Genomic DNA, 17,705 nt, shown 5'->3' with positions numbered 1-17,705 from the left:
AATTAGCTACTGCGAAGCAGTGAATCGGAAGCTTTATCCATCTCTTCCGCCGTACTCATCATCTTGACTTGCATTTCAAACTGACGTTGCAAATCGATAAGGCTGGTCATTTCACCAATCGCATTCACGTTGCTCCCTTCAAGGGCACCTGTGAGAATTTTTACGTTAGCGTCGACCTCAAACTGAGTGTTGGGATCCGTCGCCCGAAATAAACCATTGACGTCTTTAAACAGTGACTGGTCATTGAGGCGAACTAACTTGATTCTATCTATCACTTCCATCGCATCGGCAGGCGCACCTTGTGGACGAACAGAGATAGTGCCATCACCACCAATTTCAACTTTGTTTAGCGGCACAGGCAAAGTAATCGGAGCACCCGTTTCGCCTAAAACTGGATGTCCATTGCCGTTAAGCAGCAGCCCCGTTTCATCGATACGTAAGTTGCCGTTACGAGTCAGCCCCTCTTTGCCAGTTTTATCTAGCACAGAAATCCAGCCATCGCCTTGAATAGTGATATCGAGATCACGACCTGTCGTGATCACACTGCCTTGGGCAAAGTTATGCCCAGGACGCTCAGTCATACTGAAGACACGAGTTGGGAGACCTTCACCATAAGCTTGCATTGAACGAGCTTGCGCTAAATCGGCACGAAATCCCGTCGTGCTGACGTTAGCTAAGTTGTTTGCCCGTAGCTGCATCGCTTGCATGTTTTGTTTTGCGCCACTCATGGCAAGAAACAATGCGCGGTCCATAATCTGCTCCCAAATCGTTAGTTAGAGCAGTTAAAGCAAGCAGCATGCCAACTTAACTATTCCTTATAGAACAATCTGATAGATGAGAAATTTGCAGGAGACAAGCGTATTTGCCGCGGCAAGGGGGCAAAGAGGCAACCCCATTAAGCCACATTGCCGCCGCTTAATGGGGTTGAAGAGAATTAGCGAATCTGCAGAATGTTTTGTTGCAGACCGTTGTGTACTTCAAGAGCACGTGAGTTAGCTTGGAAGTTACGCTGAGCAGAAATCAAATCTACCAGCTCTTGCGTCATATCGATGTTCGACTGCTCTAATGTGCCATTACTGATTGAACCAAATGACCCTTTATTTGACTCACCCCAAATTTTCGCGCCAGAGAACTGAGTAGCATCCCACTGAGTACCACCTTTTTTATCCAGTCCTTGCTCGTTAGCAACACGCACCAGCGCGACACGGCCAAGTGTGGTGTTAATGCCATTCGAGTAAGTGGCCAGTACGCTACCATTTTCATCAAAGTCGATCTTGGTCAGGAAACCAGTGGTCGCACCATCTTGATCGAACTTGGTTAACTCAAAAGGGGCAGCAAACTGAGTCGCAGAATCTAAACGAAACGACAAAGCTTGGTTCGCATCAGCACCGTTCAGATCGACTGGATTGGCACCGCTACCCAGTGGCTCAGTCACAATCGGTTGACCATTGTTTAAGCTCGCCAACGTACCATCATTGTTAAAACGCATGGTATGTCCCACATGGCCTGCTGGGCTTGTCGCATCACCACCAACAACGTTAATCGGCTTTTCACCAGTTTTGTCAGTGACGGTGTAATAGGTCTGCCATGTATTGGCTTGATTCATGTCTTTCAAGTAATACGTCGTCAACTTATAAGGTTGACCCATAGAGTCATAAATAGTCGATGAGGTCGTACGGTTATAAGTTTCAGGGTCTGTAATATCAAACAGTGCAGGGTCTTTCAGATCACCATTCGCTGGTAAGTTAGCACCTAATTCAATATTCGCAGTCTGTTTCGGCTTACCGAATTGAGGAGGAATATTAATTGGTTTTGGCTCGTAAGATAATACATCCCCCGAATCAGGATTGACTTCATAGCCAAGCAGGAACTCATCATTCGCTGTGACCATAAAGCTATTTTTGTCCAAGTGGAATGCACCGTTACGAGTCAGCTCATTTTGCTGTGGAACTAAGCGATCTTTCGCGACAGCAAAGAAGCCCGTACCCGCGATACGCAAATCCAATGGGTTATTAGTGTAGATACTAGAACCTTCGTGGAACTGCTGTGCCACTTTGGCCGCTTGAACACCTTGACCTGGAGTGGTTTTTGCGTTGGTAAACAACGAGGTGGAATATACATCACCAAATTCGGCACGCGACTCTTTAAAACCAAAGGTATTGGCGTTCGCAATGTTGTTACTGGTGGTATTTAAATCCATCTGCGCGGCGGATAAACCACTAAGAGAGATGTATGACATAAGTAATTCTCCTATCTAGCTAGCGCTATCACGCTTTGCCTACTTCAAGTACTTCAGCAAGTCGAACTGGTGCATCAAAACCAGCCAGATTGAGTAGTACGTTACCATCGCCTTTGCCTAACAAAACGCTATTCACGTTCGCATAAGTGGAGACCTCAAACTCTTTACTCTCTCCATCCAGCAAGCCAGACGCTTTCACTTTGTATTTGCCACCCGGCAACGGATTACCATTCTGATCTTTTCCATCCCATTCAACGCGGTTATCACCAGAAGATTTGGCACCGACGTCAAAGGTTCGTACCAATTGACCAGCTTCATTCTCAATACGGATGAACAAGTTATCGATCGACTGCGGCAGTTTCACCATTGCCGCCATACCGCCATCTGGCTTTTTCATTCCTGCCGCACCCGGCACTAGCACGTCACGCCCTACCAGTGATGACGCTTGTAGCGCTTGGTTAGAGGTGATTGATGAGTTGAGACTCTCAAACTGAGTGTTCATCTTGCCAATGCCATCAACGGTCGCAAATGAAGCCATCTGCGCAATCATCTGATCGTTACTCACGGGTTTGAACGGATCTTGCTGTGCTAACTGCTTGGTCAGCAAAGAAAGAAAGTCTTCTTGTTTCAGGGATTTTTGCCCTGTGGTTTCATCCGGTTTTTTCTGCTCTTGAAGAGCTTTAAGCTGATCAATATAGGACAAGCCGCTTTGACCAACATTATTGACTCCGGCCATACGTTAACTCCTTATCCTTATTGACCCATCTGCAGCGTACGCAGCAGCATCTGTTTACTGGCATCAGCCACCTGCACGTTAGTTTGATAAGAACGAGAGGCAGAAATCATATTGGCCATCTCTTCCATCACATTGACGTTGGGCTTGTAGATATAGCCTTCATCATTGGCAAGTGGATGTTCTGGATTAAATTCAGCGACCAGCGGTTTATCACTTTCTATAATCCCCAAAACCTTCACTGGCACATTGGGATCGCGGTTGAAACGCGCTTTACTCAACTCTGCGCCAAATACTGCGTGACGAGCTTTGTAAGTATCTTTTGCTGAACTACTAATACTATCGGCATTTGCAAGATTACTTGAGGTCGTATTGAGACGAACCGACTCGGCGCTCATCGCAGAACCTGTGACATTAAATACGCTGAATAAGCTCATCTATCTACTCCCCTTTAAGTGACTTGGTTAAGTTCTTAAATTTACCACCTAGAAAATCCAGTGAGGCTTGGTGACGGATTTGGTTTTGCATAAACAGGTTACGCTCCAAGTCAACATCTACTGTATTGCCATCACCAGTATCTGGTTGTGTCGGTACGCGGTAAAGAATTTCCCCACTGACCGTCGAAGAGGCAGGAATATGCCGACTGTCGGTACGACTAAGACTAACGCTTGCCCCCGAATTTGCCGCTTGTAGTGCCTTCTGGAAGTCCATTCCTTTTGCCTTAAATCCCGGCGTATTGGCCTGCGCAATATTGGTGGCTATCACCTCGGAGTTGCGCTCACGTACACCCACCGTGTGTTGGTGAATACCTAGGGCTTTGTCAAAAGAAATAGCCATGTTTACCTCTTCGATAAGAACTGACCGTTACTGCTGAAATTATTTGCAATTAGCATACCAACTTTCAAAATAGACGTCATTGGCAGCAAGGTGAATAAGATTTAGCAAACTCCACGCCAAACAGGTCCTATGAAAACACTCATTCAAGCACGTTATATCAAAACAACTTGGAGTTATAGGTAGGTGAACCATGTTGCCAATACCGATGCAGCTTAACGCTGGAAGGAGAGATAAGCTGAAAATAAAAAGCCCGGTAGAAACCGGGCAAAATGAGATGGATTGCATGCTTTATTTAAGTTTATAGATGATACCAGGGTTACAACGCACCATTTCGAACTTATCAGTAAGCCCAGTCAGGGATTCTGATGCGCCTAACAGCAAATAGCCGCCGGGGTTCAAACTCGCCGCCATCTGATTAAGCACCTTAGATTTCATATCTGGCGAGAAATAGATAAGTACGTTACGGCAAAAAATGATGTCAAACTTACCCAGCAAGGAGTAACTTTCCATTAAGTTTTGCGGACGGAAGTTCACTAAACGTTTTACGTTATCCTTCACCTTCATCCGTCCATCCCCAGCATCTTCGAAAAACACTCGACGACGCTCAGGAGACAAACCACGGCCTAGAGCTAAGTTGTCATAGATTCCTGCTCGACACATATCTAACATACTGGCTGAAATATCCGTGGCAGTAATTGACAAGCTAGGCAACATTCCCGGACGTTTTTGTTGAACTTCTAAAATCGTCATCGCCATAGAGTACGGCTCTTGGCCTGATGAACTGGCCGCAGACCAGATTTTTATCGGTCGTTTATTTGCCGCCATTTCTGGCAATAATTTGTCAGCTAAAACCGTAAATGGGTAGGAATCTCGAAACCACAAGGTTTCATTGGTTGTCATGGCGTCAACCGCTGCTACGCGCAAATCGCGATTTCGTCCGGTCACGACATCCCGCAACAAGTCAGACAACGAGCTTAACTTGAATTTGGTGACGAGTGGACTTAGACGACTTCGCACCAAATACTGCTTGCTGTCACCCAGTACAATTCCGCACTGAGATTCCAGAAATCGGCAAAAGTCGCGATACTCTTGGTCGCTAATCGTTATAGCAGTCATTCAATTCTCTTTATTTAACTAGCGCAGCTTTCACCGCATTACCAAGCTCATCAGGGTTAAATTTCGCAATAAACGCATTTGCCCCAACTCTCTCAACCATGGCTTGGTTGAACACGCCACTCAATGAAGAGTGCAAAATAACATAAAGATCTTTGAGCTCGTTATGACGACGGATTTCCGCAGTCAATGTATAGCCATCCATCTCTGGCATTTCAATATCGGAGATAACCAAAGAAATCTGGTTACTAATTGGCCCATCGTTCAACATCTCAACTAGCTTATCGTATGCAACTTTACCATCTTGTGTTGCGATAACTTCAAACCCTAGAGACTCAATCGCACGTTGCACCTGTTTGCGTGCCACGCTGGAGTCGTCCGCAATCAAAACGCGACGAACGAACTCTTTTCCCTGCTCAACTTGGGCAATTTGTTCACCGATTGAGCTGTCCATAACTTCGTTAACTGGCGTGATTTCAGCCAAGATCTTTTCAACGTCGATGATCTCAACCAATTCATTATCGATATTGGTCACAGCCGTCAAATAGTTACTTTTCCCAGTCCCATTCGGAGGTGGCAATATCGCTTCCCAACGCATGTTGATGATACGCTCAACTGAGCTCACCAGAAATGCTTGAATAGTACGGTTAAATTCCGTAATGACCACGAAACTTTTATCCACGTCGGTCGTCGGACGACCACCAACGGCAAGGCTCATGTCAATCACAGAGACCGTTTGGCCACGAATATGGGCAACCCCTTTTACTAAGCGGTGCAAATTAGGCATTGAGGTCAATTTAGGACATTGCAGGACTTCTTTAACTTTGAAAACGTTAATACCGTATCGTTGACGGCCGTTAAGACGGAAAGTTAATAGTTCTAATCGGTTTTGACCGACGAGTTGCGTACGCTGATTCACAGAATCAAGAATACCCGTCATAAGCTCATCTCCATCTCAAACTTTTATCCAAAAAAAGTGATAGTCTACTACAGGCTATGAAGAAACCAGAGAAACGAAAAATGCATCCGAAGATCGATCTCCATTCGCATTTCATAACTAAGTGTAGAGCTTTCTGTGAAATATTTTATAGCTTTATCGGCTTTTTATTATTTTTCTTTAGTCTAGCGGCCAATGCAGCCACGCCGGAACAGCTTTCAATGATCAAAGAAGCCGCCGAAAATCATGTGCTGAGCACGGTGGATATGCCTGTTGGTGGTGAGTTAGTGGTTAATGCGGCAAAGATCGACGAGCGTCTATTCGCGACCGATTGTCCGGAACCTCTCACAACCAATTCATCATCCAGTAATGGATCTGCGGCCAACATCACCGTATTGGTGGAGTGCAAACCGGATAACTGGCGTGTTTATGTACCAGTTCGTCTGACAATTACTATCCCACTCATCACAGCGGTAACCCCATTAAGTCGGGGACAAATGATTTCCGCACAAGATGTTACGTTAAGTATGGTAGATCTGCTGCGTTTCCGGCGGCAAGGTTTTTCCACTCCTGAAAACGTGATTGGTGCAAAAATCAAAAAAAATATTCGTGTGGGTGATGTGATTGAACAGAACGATGTGTGCATCGTGTGTCGAAATGAAAGTGTTGTTATCCGTGCGGGAAAATCTGGTATGTCGATCACAACCAAAGGGACTGCAATGTCCGATGGCGTTCTTGGCGAGCAGATAAAAGTGAAAAATGACAAATCTAACCGTATAATTGATGCGCAAGTCAGTGGTGTCGGTGAGGTCATCGTCGCGTTTTGATAGCTCTACCTTGCTTATCAGAAAAACTGGTGCCAAATGATTTTCTATTTGGTTAAAAAAGTCGCTAAAGTTTCGACCTACATGGTCGATATTGACAGTACACGTTAAAGTTTATTGAAAAGGCTCATTTATGGCAGGTATTGATAACATACGCGCAGGACAGTCGTTAAACACGACCAGTCGCAGCAATGTGCGTTCCTCTGATGCCAGCAACTCTTCCACTCAATCCGGGGCGGTATCACGCTCTTCGGCACGTGGACAGGATGCGGTATCGCTGAGCTCACAAAGTAAAGCTATCGGCGAAATGCATAGTGAAATGGCTTCAAGACCCAGTTTTGATAGCGCTAAAGTCGCCGCAATCAAAGAAGCGATTGCTAACGGCTCTTACGTGGTTGACCCTGAAAAACTGGCCGATAACATGATCAAATTCGAAAAAGAACTGGGCGGCTTCTAAACTAACGTGTCCCCTGCGCGCGTCACTGAGTATGTTATATAACAAGAGTGATGCTCCAACAGTAATGTATAGGCGATTTGGCGATGGCAGCATTAAAAGACTTGGTTGAGTTTCAACTGAAAAATGCGCAAGAACTCGTGAGCGTACTTGAAGCGGAGAAAGTTGCGATCACTAGCCGAATCTCTGTCGATATCGAATCCATTGCTAAACAGAAACTCACCTTAGTCAATCAATTACAGCAAACTGACCAACGCATTGCGAAACATCCCCATGTCGCGAGCCTGACTGAAGATGCTTATCTCAATGAGTTAGTGAGTCAAATCCGCAGTATCATCATGGACTGTCAGCAAGCCAACCAGATTAATGGCGATGCCTTGGCCCGCGCGCAATTGAGCTTTAATAAACTCAATAACTTGATGCAACAAAGTCATGGCAAGATTGGTATGACTTACAGCGCGACGGGAAAAACCCATACTATTTCAACTTTGGGCACCAATATCAAAGCATGATGCGAGAGTCCCTTAAAACGAAACGCGCAAACAACTGAGTAAGACTTAACAAGCAAAAAAGCGGCAGTGATTGCCGCTTTTGACGTTTTGGGGGATGAAGAGATGAGCGCTAGAATAAGGTCATTTGCCGTTTTTCGGGGACTTGTTGTACTTCTCCGTAATCACGCATCTTGTCCATTTTGCGAATATCAAGTCTCAGTTCAGTGACATAGCTGTCCCCAACCTTATAACTGCGGACCACTTCAGCACCGCGAATCACACCATCGACCGCACCTGCCGTCAGTTCTATACCAAGACGTTGATCTTGTAACTCAGCACGACCACTGATGCGCATACCATACACTTGCTCAGCAAGCTCGCGATAAGCATCAATTTTGGAGGCTCGCATCGCACGCACTTGCTTCTCGGCCTCATCACGCCCTCTCTGCTCGCTGATATTGGCATAGCCAACCGCCGTTAACCAATCATCAGGGCGCATGCTTTGCAGTGGTTGACACCCAACAATGCTAAAGACAGCAATCATCAATAATAAGATGGATTTCATTGTCACTCTCCTATGGGCGTAGAATAACCGTATGAGGTTGAGTCAAAGCAGGATCGGTTCGTATTAATACACCATCTTGCGTACGCATGATATTTAATGTATCTAGATCTCGACCAATACGATCCGCAGGCAAGAAGCCTTGAGCGCTTGCCACTACGATACGTGAATGCATACCGACTACTCGTGCATTAACAATCACGCCACCTTCTTGACGCAGCATAGTCCCTGTCAGTACATACTGGACTTCTTGTTCTGAAGAAAGGTTTTTCCAGTCGCGGCTAAAGGCAAAATCCCCCTGCTGCGTCACTTGGATTGAACCTGTGGTTTTAAAATCCACCACTTTAAATCCACGTCTTTGAAATTGGTGGATAAAACCTTCAGAGACGGTATTGCCCAACCAATTTGTGGCATCCATATTTTGTAAATCCACAAATGAGGTTACTGCAATCGGGGTACGTGCACTAATACTCGTGTTCGATAGCATTAAATCTTCTGTCAGACTTTCAACAAAGAAATCCAATGTATGACGAGGACTCTCCATCAACATAAACTGTGAGCCATTGTATGGCCCTTTACCGTTATAAACTGGGGCGTATGCACACGAAGTCAGTAAAACGACGGGTACTAAGGAAAGCCATTTTTTCATTCTCTTCATCTCCAGATATACTATGGCGCGCATTTCAGCTTCTCACTCGATTAAACTGGAACGCTCCTTGCTTTTCTCAAACGGTTATTAATTCAGAATTGCAGTGCCTACATCAGTTAGGATTTGAAAAGCAAAATTTATACCCACTTGGGACTTTACGATGAAAAAAAATATTTTATCTATAATTACAGCACTTTGGATGATGATTTATCTTCCATCGGCTCACGCAGCTTGGTATGAAGTGACAGGCTCTGCCGCTATTGTTTCTTCCCAAGAGGTCGCACGCTTACACGCCTTAGAAGATGCTCTGTATAAGGCGGTAAATTTTGCCGGGGCAGATATTGGCAGCATTAGCAATTTGATGCCGCTATTGGAATCCGATCGTCGAGAGTACCTATTTGCTAACCATGAGGTACGCTACATCCAGATTACAGAGCGTAAAGCGATTAATAATGTGATGTACGTGCGCACCCGCATCGATATTTATCCATCGGCAACGGCTTGCCACGTTGAGCAGTACAAAAAAACCATGTTAATCGGCAATATTGATCTTGCCTCGCCTCAGCAAGCGGTAATGGGACAGATCTATCAGGTAGGCGATGATTTTGCGCAAGTGGTTAATCGTCGATTAGAGCAAGAATCTCGCAGCTTTGTCTCGGTTGGCACAACCCAATACGATATTGACCCCAAAGCGCCGGAGCGGATCAAGATGATCGCGCAAGATGCTGGAGCGCAGTACATCATGGGCGGCATGATCACCGATTTAACCGCCACCATAGAACAAAAAACACTGCAAGATGACATCATCAATCGCCAGTTTGCAATGGAAATCAGTGTATTTGATGGCAAAACAGGCAATGAAGTAATGACACGCACTTACCGCGAAGTTGCGCGCTGGCCGTTTCCTAAAACCAGCCAAATTGATACGCGTAGTGCGCGTTTTTGGGCATCGACTTATGGTGAAATGATGCTGCGGGTGAGCCGCAACATTATGCTCGATCTTGAATCGGAAATTTCTTGTAAGATAACTTTGCCGCAAATTGTGGCGAAATTTGGAACCACAGCCACCATGGATCTCGGTCGTATTCATGGTGTTAGACAAGGTGACAAACTCAGCCTCTGGCACACCGGAGCCTTTATCGACCAACAAGGGTTGCCGCGTAACAAAGTCACCCAAAGTGAGATTACGCTTACCGTGTCTCGTGTATATGAACACGAAGCAGAATTAACCGTGGATCAACCTGAGCTCGCCTACAGTATTCAAATCGGCGATGTGATGCACAAGCAGATGTAGCTCCATCATCAAGTTCAAGCCCTGAACTGCCACGACTGGCACTTCAGGGCTTGTCATAAAGGGGGATCAAATATCGCCCTTCGCCTCCTATTCCCTACCACTACAATATCGAGTCACGACACAAAAACACTACCCCATGGACGGAGAGCGACAAGCTTCATCTTCAAGCTGCCTCACCTGCTTTTTCAGCGTCGGCAGTGCAATATCTTGTGCAATACAATCGGCAAACCGCTCAAACATGCCACTGGTCACCTTGGTCAACAGAGCGACTTGAGCTGGGCTATAGTGTTTCGACATATAACTCATCATGACTCTCAACGTCTGCTCTTGCTCGACCCTCTCTTCTAAAATTTCAAACTGTAAACCTAAGCCGGATTCACTTTTATCAGGATCGACTTGTTGGAAGCGGATCGCATGCCCTTCTGTCAACGGTAGCTCTCCGTGCAGCTTATTTTTTGCATGCAATTGAATAAAGACCTCAAACATGTGACCTTCCGTCTCATGCTCAACACCTTTGAGCCCTTCTTCAATCAGATCGATCGGAATATCTGTGTATGGCATCGACTGGTTAATGCTGTTTCTCACTTGCTCGATGAGTTGCCACACGGTTTGTACTTTCGTGAAATCCACCAACTGAACGCCCATGGTGGTGAAATAACCGACTGTGTCGAAAAACTCGGCATCCAGCCGACCGGAAGCAGGTGTGCCAACCAGCAGCTTTTCTGGTGCGCCGAGACAATGTACCGACGCAGAAATCGCCGCATACATCACGTTAAACAACGAAGCATGGCGTGCTTTAGCCAACTGATACAGTGATGCCATGGTCGATTTAGGTACTTTCATTTCTACCCAGCCACCTTCACTAAAACCGACCTCAGTGCCGTTACTCAACGGATGATCCGCTGCAAAAAGGGGCTGCGCCCAAGGCACATCCGCAAACTTGGTTAACCAATAGTTAAGATGCGCTTGATTGAATGCCGAAGAACGCTGCTTGCGAGCAAACTCATGGAAAGGTAAGGGTTCCGTTTGCCACTGTGGACGAGTACCTTGCACACTGTGTTGATACGCCTGTGCTAATTCATCCATCAAAATATTGATCGACCACTCGTCCAACACAATATGGTGGAATAGAAGTGAAAGATATTGCGTCCCCGTCTGTTCATCACGTACGAAATTGAGCCGAAGTGGCAATTCTTGGCTCAGGTCAAAGGTGTGCTCGGCCTCTTGCGCCAGTAGTCTGGCCACGGATTGGGCGGCGTTATCTCTAGACGTCCAGAACCACTGGTAATGTTCAATATTGCTGGCGGTGATCACTTGCTGGTAAGGCTGCCCATCTTCTAGGCCAAAGTGGGTTCGTAACCCAGCATGACGCAGTAAAAGCCAGTGAAAAGCCTCACCAAATGCTTGCTCATCGACCTCATCTAAAAATTTAAGCGCAAACGGAAGATTGAAGATGTGGGTCAAACCAAACTTGGCGTATTTGCTCATCGCCTTCCATAAAGAGGCTTGTGCTAACGACAAAGGCGCTTTGGACGACTCGACCACCTCACTCACTGCGAATGATGTGCTGGTGGGTTTACGGTGAAGTACGGCTTGCTGCGCCAGTTGCTTGGCATTAGGGAAACTAAACATATCATTGATGTGCAGTTCAATACCTTGCTCGCTCAACAAGCGACCAATGACTCGCGTTGCAATCAGGGAATGTCCACCAAAATCAAAGAAATCATCCTCTGCCGTCATCTCGGAAGCACCAAGCGCCGAGCGAAACTCAGCCAAAATGCACTCTTCAACCGAAGAGGAATTTACAGCGCTCAATTCAAGCTCAGATTCTGCCAGCGCCGCATGCACATTGTTTGAGGCTGGCGGATTGTTTGACGTTAACTCAGTGGCTGAGACATGAGAAGATGAGGTTGTCGAAGAAGGCATTGTTCGCCCACCTATCGCAGCGACAAATTGCTCAAGCAGGTAGGCTCCAACATGAGGGGAAACCGTGGCATCTAACGCCAACTCAAGTACTAGAGCGCCTTGGCAATTAAGCCCAACCCCCAACGCGACTTCAAATTTGGGGTGCATGGCTGCAAAAAGTAATTTTTCGCAGCGCAAGCCCTCCAATTGCAGATGCACTGAAGGATCCACTAACCAAGTCACCAAGGCTGCGGCAGAGGCGTGAGTTTCGCTAGCGACTCCCCCCGTTAACGGCTGGCGCATAGCGTCCAAGATCTCTTGGCTCAGTTGCGAAAGCGGACGCTCAAAGCCTTTAAGGGCGATATGCACCAACTGGGTTTCAATCATAGAACCATTCAACTCGCGCGTTTTGCGCTCCACATCATGCGGAACGTAAAGCTCAAATTGGCCAAGTTTCGCACTTGCGGCAAGGTAGCGCGCAAATAACGCGGCGATCAGGGCAAGCACTTCCTGTTTATCCGGCTGCGCTAAACCATGCTCCGCCAGTACGCTACTGTGTAGCGCAATCCGATATTTACGACTGCAAAACGTATTGATGGCGCTATTTGCGCTTGGCAAGCTCTGCTCAATCCATGTAGCGTGGCTCGCAGGCTGTAACCAAGGCAACAACACTTGCGATAATGGCGTTTGCGGCATCACAGGGGTAAAGCCGAGGGAAAGCTCCTCCCCCTCCATCACAGGATCGATGTCACAGGCGATTTGGTTATACCCATTGGTTACGCACTCAAATACGCGCCGCCAATCCCACTGCTCGCTGATAATTTGGTGGGTTATCACCCCAAGCACTCGCTCTTCGCTCCCCAAACTCAACAAGCAAAAACTTAGTGCGGCTTGCTTGGCTAAATCCATCGGCTGATTTTGCCATCGCACAAGATGTTCAAACGCCTCATCCATTGACTCAACATGTTCAAAATGGATCTCAAGCGGTGTTGGCTTCGCCGAGTACAAGGTTAAGCCGGATGCCTCATCAAGCACATAGCGTCGGTTTAACACAGGAAAATGATTGGGCAACTGACTGAGCGCTGTGATTAAGCGCGCAATATTCACTTTTCCGCTCAATCGATAAGCGGTCGCATATTGATTTCGTCCGTCACCATGGCGTTGATGCTGTCGCCAGACTCGCTGTTCAAACTCACTCAAGGAAGCCGATGACAAGGTAGGTGGTGAGAGAGGTTGACTTTGATTCGGTTGACCTACTGGTTCAACAGAGATCGATTGTCGCTGAACCTGCGCTTGGCACTGTTTGCGATCCACTTTGCCATTCGCAGAAAGCGGTAAAGCCTCTAAAGCAATAAACCGACTCGGAATATGTGAAGAGGGTAGCGATTGTTTGGCAAACTCTCGTAACGCCTGACTCGATGCTGATTGCTGAGGTTTAACGCTAAATAATGCGGCTAAAGCGGTATCGCCATTGACATCGGTATAATCGACCACCACCACGCTCGCGAACGCCGGATGAGTTTGCAACTGCTTTTCGATATCCGGCAGTGACACTCGTACCCCACGAACTTTCACATAACCATTGATGCGGCTAGCAAAAATGATATTGCCGTCCGCGCGGTAGTAGCCTTGATCGCCCGTTCGAAACGCGCGCACAGGGTGGCCATGCTCATCCAATACGGTGACAAAATCGGTTTGTTTCAGTTCGCCGTCTTCAAGATAACCTTGCGCTAAATTGACTCCAGAGGTGAAGATACGGCCGACCACACCTTGCGGTACATGGCGTCGTATCTCATCCATAATGAAATAACGGTTTCCCGCCAACGGCCGACCATATGGGATCACGCTAACATCATCCGCCGTCAGCTCATGCCAGATGCTCCAAATCGTCGTCTCGGTAGGACCGCCCAAAGAGATCAACCGCGGTGGATTTGAACCAGCGCGTAATTGGGCGATGGTGGCAGGTTTGATGTAATCCCCCCCTTGGGCAATCAGACGAAGTGAGTGTAGTTGCCCTGCTTGAGTGCAAGAGAGCAACATCTCCAAAATAGCGGGGACGGAGACCCAAATCGTCACTTGATGCCGCTCAATTAAGCGATTCCATTGCAACGCATCTTTTTCTTCATGCCCAGCGGGAAGAACTAACGTCGCTCCGAAGCTCAAGGTGGCAAAGAGATCAAACACCGACATATCATGATGCAATGGCGTCACTGACATCACCACATCCTCACTGGTGAGATGCCACGCTTGGCCAGTTTGACCAATCACATTCGAGGTCGCCTGATTATTGACCACCACGCACTTAGGTTTGCCCGTAGTACCAGAGGTATAAAGATAATAAGCCGTTTGTTGGCTTTGGCTTAATCGGCTTAATTGATCGAGTGGTGTAACGTCAGGTACTCCATCGGCGAATAAGACAGGCTCAATCAAGGCATCAAAAGCGATCACATTATCAAGCTCACAGGGCTTATCCATCACCACCAGATCGGCGTGACAATTTTCTAAAAGGTAATCCAGACGCTCTTTGGGAGACGCAGCATCAATAGGTACCCAGATAATCCCCGAAAGCGCAGAAGCCAAACTGATGACAACATGTTCAACACTGCGTGGTAAGCAAATGGCGAGAACATTTCCTGTGGTCAACCCTCGCGCTTTGAGCTGCCACATCACGCGCTGTACCTGCTCACCCAATTGAGCATAAGAGAGGGTTTGTTCGCCGCAGATCACAGCGGTTTTATCCTCTGTACGGGCAAATAATTGCTGCGCTAACTTGGCAAGAAAATCGCAATCGTGACTGGCCGACTCATCGCTATTGAAACGGTAGTGTGAAAGGTCGATACATGGCTCAAGCGGCGCGGCCAATGATGCTGACGAAGTGATCTGATTCAAGCGATGATGTAAGGCACTTAACATCTCGCGGATAAGCTCAGTCTCTAAAGCCGCTAAAGCATAATCAAAGCTGATGATAAGGTTTTTCTGCTCGTCGTAAGTTAAGCGAATATCTAAAGCCACCTGCGGAGTTTGCGTTACCCCATCGAACAGAGTCACGCTGTCATCTTGATTCAGGGTTTTCCAAGACAAACCATTGGTTAACACAACCGGTAGCACCAGAGCTTGCGGCGCTTGATTCATCAACAGACGGTTAAGTTCGACGCCAGAGAAAGCGAGATGCTCAAGGGCTTCCAGCATCTCACGCTGTAGCTTGCTCGCTTGGATCAGCAAACTCTGGGTGGATTTTTCATGCTCTAAGATCACAAAGGATGACTCATTGCCATCGATCGCATCACTGCTTGGGATTAATACCGGAAAACCCACTCGCATCCCGATTTCGGTTGTCCAATAGGAAAGCACGTCCAAGATGGTTGCTGTCAGCAAAGAATTGAGAAATAAACCCTTTTCAATGCCGCATCGATTGAGCTTACCAACACTCTCTTTGGGTATTTGCAAGCTTTCGCGCGCATAACGAGACGTAGTGATCGTCTCTAATGCTTGTTTCCAAGGCAGTGCTGGCGGCGGGCAATCAGGATGAAGTTTGCTTTTCCAATACGCTTCATCTTGCGCTTTTTTGGAGGCGAATTGCGGCGAGATGGACTGAGTATCACGAGCATTTTGCACCACCTGAGCTATATCGGGTTCTTCGCTTCCCAGTAGTGCAGCAAGAATGAGTGCATGGGTGCGACCATCGACGATCAAAGCATCAAAGCTGGTCAACACGATGGAGCTGAACTCCTCTTGATCTTCTGTTGGCAGTTGTACCACACAGATTTGCCAAGGCGAGCGCGTTAAATCATGCATCCGCTGCTGATATTGCTGCCTAACTGGCTCAACCGCTAATAAGGCTTGTTCGCGGGAAAGATGCTGTAAATCGATGGTTTGCCAATTTAACGCTATGCAAGGAGAAACCCACTGAATCCATTTCTCTTGATCAATGCGAGTTCTCAAGGCTGGGATATGCTCCACTAAATAGAGCAGACGGCTGTGCAGTGACTGAGTGTCGATGCGTCCTCGATACTCACGAAACTCATGCATCGCGACGCCGCCTAAGGCAATTTGGGTTGAGCGACCTAGCAAGTAAGCTTGTTGTAAAGGGGTCAGTGGCATCTCCTGAATCGACTCACGGCGAGCGTAACCGAGTTGCGCGTCAATCTGTTGTACGCTTTGCTGCATCATCTCAGGGTGCAGCGCCACACAGCGGATCAAATCAACGTAATGCGAGAAAAGTGCTGTGATGTCCTTATCAGCGAAGTTTTCCATTCGCACATCCCAATTGAGCAGAATCCCTTCATAAGCCGGAGCAATTTGCGCATCAAGAGTCACCTGCGCTCCCTGCGAAATCACCCAATTCATACGCCCTAAATGCTGAGTGACACGATCAGAAAAGAGCTCCTCGTCTCTAATTTCCATGCCTGAGGTAAAGACTATCGGAGAACGCTGCACGCCACCCTGTTGCCGCGATAAATCGCGCATCACGCTAACCCCTGAATAGCTTTCATGGCGAAGTAATTGATGCAGTTGGTTAGCCGTCTGCTGACACAGACTCAACAGGGTTTGAGTCGTTCCCACATCGGCGCTAAAAATCAGCAAATTGGAAAAATCGCCGATCGTGTGTTCAATATCCAAAAAGCGATTGCCGCGATGGAATGTAGGTACATTGAGTCGAAATCGCCTCTCTTGGCAAGCATTGGCAATCACTTGTGAAAAGAGTGCCAATGTCAGTTGGGTCAGTGTGAGATGATGTTGCCGCGCAACCTCCGCCAACCCTTTGCGCTCCTCTGGGGTGAACCAGTGTGCAAACCTTTGGCTGTTTGCGCTAACGGCGTCGGTTGGTACGGGTTGATAAGGCAAACTTGGCTCGGCGGGAATCGTCGCAAGACGCTCTTGCCACCATTTCTTATCCACCTCTTTGCGTTTTGCCAAAGCACGATCGGCTTGCTGAGCATCAAGATATTGGAAAAAAGTCACCACATCAGACTCAATGATCTCTAATCGATGCTCTATGGCCTCTAAATAGAGTGAGGTGAGATCGTCCACCAACAGCCGAAAACTTTGTGCATCACACGCAATCATATCCGCATCAATGTGCAATCGGTGTTTGCCTTCAGGCAACAGAGTCAAGCTGATCTCAATCGGGTTTCCCTGCGTTAAATCGAGCATCTGATGGGTCATTCGCTGGCGCTTGGTCTGTACAAAAGACTCCACCTCAACCGGCGCCCATTGTGATAGGTCATCCACTTTAAGCTGATGGAAAGTTGAGAGCGGCAAGATTTTCTGCTGTCCATCCTTGGTGATCGCTAAACGTAACATGGGATGTTTCGCGTACAGCGCACGTACAGCTTGCGTTAGCGCCTGTCGATTTAATGCTTGACCATCAAATTCGGCGTAGAGATGTGCGGCCACACCATCGAGCAAGCAGTCGTGTTGACGCCCTAGCCAATAAGCCGCTTGCATTGCTGTCATTTCTTTCATCTTTAAACCCACAGATTCATCCCTTTACTTGGTACACATCGTCTTGCAACGCATTAATGTGTAAAATTTAGTTAATAATAATCATTATCAATTACATGTAAAGAACGAAATCGGTCAGCCTCGAGATTGAAAAAGTCACGAACGCAGCCAACACATCAGAAGCTTTGTAGGAAGGGAAAAGATAGGGATTGGTAAGCCCCT

The 17,705-nt window shown here is 47.2% G+C and carries 14 protein-coding genes; 4 read left to right on the top strand and 10 right to left on the bottom strand.

Going from position 1 to position 17,705, the window contains the following annotated elements; translation table 11 throughout:
• Window positions 1–2 precede the first annotated feature (2 nt).
• The 7 genes from R4537_RS08945 to R4537_RS08915 form a co-directional block, all read right to left on the bottom strand.
• Window positions 3–752, bottom strand: coding sequence for a flagellar basal body rod protein FlgF (locus R4537_RS08945; RefSeq protein ID WP_071179124.1), 750 nt, complete (start codon window positions 750–752; stop codon window positions 3–5).
• A gap of 182 nt (window positions 753–934) precedes the next feature.
• A complete protein-coding gene (gene flgE, locus R4537_RS08940; RefSeq protein ID WP_071179125.1) occupies window positions 935–2,239 on the bottom strand; it encodes a flagellar hook protein FlgE in 1,305 nt (434 codons plus the stop codon).
• A gap of 28 nt (window positions 2,240–2,267) precedes the next feature.
• Window positions 2,268–2,975, bottom strand: coding sequence for a flagellar hook assembly protein FlgD (gene flgD / locus R4537_RS08935; protein WP_071179126.1), 708 nt, complete (start codon window positions 2,973–2,975; stop codon window positions 2,268–2,270).
• A 17-nt stretch (window positions 2,976–2,992) separates the two neighbouring features.
• The gene (gene flgC, locus R4537_RS08930) at window positions 2,993–3,409 is read right to left on the bottom strand and encodes a flagellar basal body rod protein FlgC (protein WP_071179127.1); all 417 of its coding nucleotides are present in this window, start codon (window positions 3,407–3,409) and stop codon (window positions 2,993–2,995) included.
• A gap of 4 nt (window positions 3,410–3,413) precedes the next feature.
• Window positions 3,414–3,809: a flagellar basal body rod protein FlgB gene (gene flgB, locus R4537_RS08925; RefSeq protein WP_001007975.1), complete on the bottom strand. Its 396-nt coding sequence runs from the start codon at window positions 3,807–3,809 to the stop codon at window positions 3,414–3,416.
• Between the two features lie 288 nt (window positions 3,810–4,097).
• Window positions 4,098–4,925, bottom strand: a complete 828-nt coding sequence (locus tag R4537_RS08920; protein ID WP_071179128.1) for a protein-glutamate O-methyltransferase — start codon at window positions 4,923–4,925, stop codon at window positions 4,098–4,100.
• 10 nt (window positions 4,926–4,935) lie between these two features.
• Complete coding sequence (locus R4537_RS08915) at window positions 4,936–5,862, bottom strand: chemotaxis protein CheV (protein WP_071179129.1); 927 nt, start codon at window positions 5,860–5,862, stop codon at window positions 4,936–4,938.
• A 56-nt stretch (window positions 5,863–5,918) separates the two neighbouring features.
• On the opposite strand from R4537_RS08915, the gene flgA reads away from it, so the two are divergent.
• The 3 genes from flgA to R4537_RS08900 all read left to right on the top strand — a co-directional run bounded on the left by flgA (window position 5,919) and on the right by R4537_RS08900 (window position 7,649).
• Complete coding sequence (flgA, locus tag R4537_RS08910) at window positions 5,919–6,686, top strand: flagellar basal body P-ring formation chaperone FlgA (protein ID WP_080483493.1); 768 nt, start codon at window positions 5,919–5,921, stop codon at window positions 6,684–6,686.
• A 130-nt stretch (window positions 6,687–6,816) separates the two neighbouring features.
• A complete protein-coding gene (flgM, locus tag R4537_RS08905; protein ID WP_000907262.1) occupies window positions 6,817–7,140 on the top strand; it encodes a flagellar biosynthesis anti-sigma factor FlgM in 324 nt (107 codons plus the stop codon).
• 83 nt (window positions 7,141–7,223) lie between these two features.
• The gene (locus tag R4537_RS08900; protein WP_000729363.1) at window positions 7,224–7,649 is read left to right on the top strand and encodes a flagella synthesis protein FlgN; all 426 of its coding nucleotides are present in this window, start codon (window positions 7,224–7,226) and stop codon (window positions 7,647–7,649) included.
• Window positions 7,650–7,758: 109 nt separating this feature from the next.
• Here R4537_RS08900 and flgP read toward each other — a convergent pair whose 3' ends face one another.
• Both flgP and R4537_RS08890 read right to left on the bottom strand, forming a co-directional pair.
• The gene (gene flgP / locus R4537_RS08895; RefSeq protein WP_071179131.1) at window positions 7,759–8,193 is read right to left on the bottom strand and encodes a flagellar assembly lipoprotein FlgP; all 435 of its coding nucleotides are present in this window, start codon (window positions 8,191–8,193) and stop codon (window positions 7,759–7,761) included.
• Between the two features lie 10 nt (window positions 8,194–8,203).
• A complete protein-coding gene (locus R4537_RS08890) occupies window positions 8,204–8,839 on the bottom strand; it encodes a FlgO family outer membrane protein (protein ID WP_000759071.1) in 636 nt (211 codons plus the stop codon).
• A gap of 160 nt (window positions 8,840–8,999) precedes the next feature.
• Here R4537_RS08890 and R4537_RS08885 point away from each other — a divergent pair, with 160 nt between their 5' ends.
• Complete coding sequence (locus tag R4537_RS08885) at window positions 9,000–10,133, top strand: flagellar assembly protein FlgT (RefSeq protein WP_000739501.1); 1,134 nt, start codon at window positions 9,000–9,002, stop codon at window positions 10,131–10,133.
• 129 nt (window positions 10,134–10,262) lie between these two features.
• Here the strand turns inward: R4537_RS08885 and R4537_RS08880 are convergent, their stop codons facing one another.
• The gene (locus tag R4537_RS08880) at window positions 10,263–17,516 is read right to left on the bottom strand and encodes a non-ribosomal peptide synthetase (RefSeq protein WP_071179132.1); all 7,254 of its coding nucleotides are present in this window, start codon (window positions 17,514–17,516) and stop codon (window positions 10,263–10,265) included.
• Between the last annotated feature and the right edge of the window lie 189 nt (window positions 17,517–17,705).

It is taken from the genome of Vibrio paracholerae (assembly GCF_037672085.1).
Lineage (GTDB): Bacteria > Pseudomonadota > Gammaproteobacteria > Enterobacterales > Vibrionaceae > Vibrio > Vibrio cholerae.
Note: the sequence above shows the minus strand (reverse complement) of the source record. Positions and strands in the feature narration are given on the sequence as shown.

Excerpts from the sequence above, each read along its gene's own strand:
- R4537_RS08945 (WP_071179124.1), bottom strand. The coding sequence starts at position 752 with ATGGACCGCGCATTGTTTCTTGCCATGAGTGGCGCAAAACAAAACATG.
- flgA (WP_080483493.1), top strand. The coding sequence starts at position 5,919 with ATGAAGAAACCAGAGAAACGAAAAATGCATCCGAAGATCGATCTCCAT.
- flgP (WP_071179131.1), bottom strand. The coding sequence starts at position 8,193 with ATGAAATCCATCTTATTATTGATGATTGCTGTCTTTAGCATTGTTGGG.
- R4537_RS08885 (WP_000739501.1), top strand. The coding sequence starts at position 9,000 with ATGAAAAAAAATATTTTATCTATAATTACAGCACTTTGGATGATGATT.
- R4537_RS08920 (WP_071179128.1), bottom strand. The coding sequence starts at position 4,925 with ATGACTGCTATAACGATTAGCGACCAAGAGTATCGCGACTTTTGCCGA.
- R4537_RS08900 (WP_000729363.1), top strand. The coding sequence starts at position 7,224 with ATGGCAGCATTAAAAGACTTGGTTGAGTTTCAACTGAAAAATGCGCAA.
- flgM (WP_000907262.1), top strand. The coding sequence starts at position 6,817 with ATGGCAGGTATTGATAACATACGCGCAGGACAGTCGTTAAACACGACC.
- flgC (WP_071179127.1), bottom strand. The coding sequence starts at position 3,409 with ATGAGCTTATTCAGCGTATTTAATGTCACAGGTTCTGCGATGAGCGCC.
- flgB (WP_001007975.1), bottom strand. The coding sequence starts at position 3,809 with ATGGCTATTTCTTTTGACAAAGCCCTAGGTATTCACCAACACACGGTG.
- flgE (WP_071179125.1), bottom strand. The coding sequence starts at position 2,239 with ATGTCATACATCTCTCTTAGTGGTTTATCCGCCGCGCAGATGGATTTA.
- R4537_RS08915 (WP_071179129.1), bottom strand. The coding sequence starts at position 5,862 with ATGACGGGTATTCTTGATTCTGTGAATCAGCGTACGCAACTCGTCGGT.
- R4537_RS08890 (WP_000759071.1), bottom strand. The coding sequence starts at position 8,839 with ATGAAAAAATGGCTTTCCTTAGTACCCGTCGTTTTACTGACTTCGTGT.
- flgD (WP_071179126.1), bottom strand. The coding sequence starts at position 2,975 with ATGGCCGGAGTCAATAATGTTGGTCAAAGCGGCTTGTCCTATATTGAT.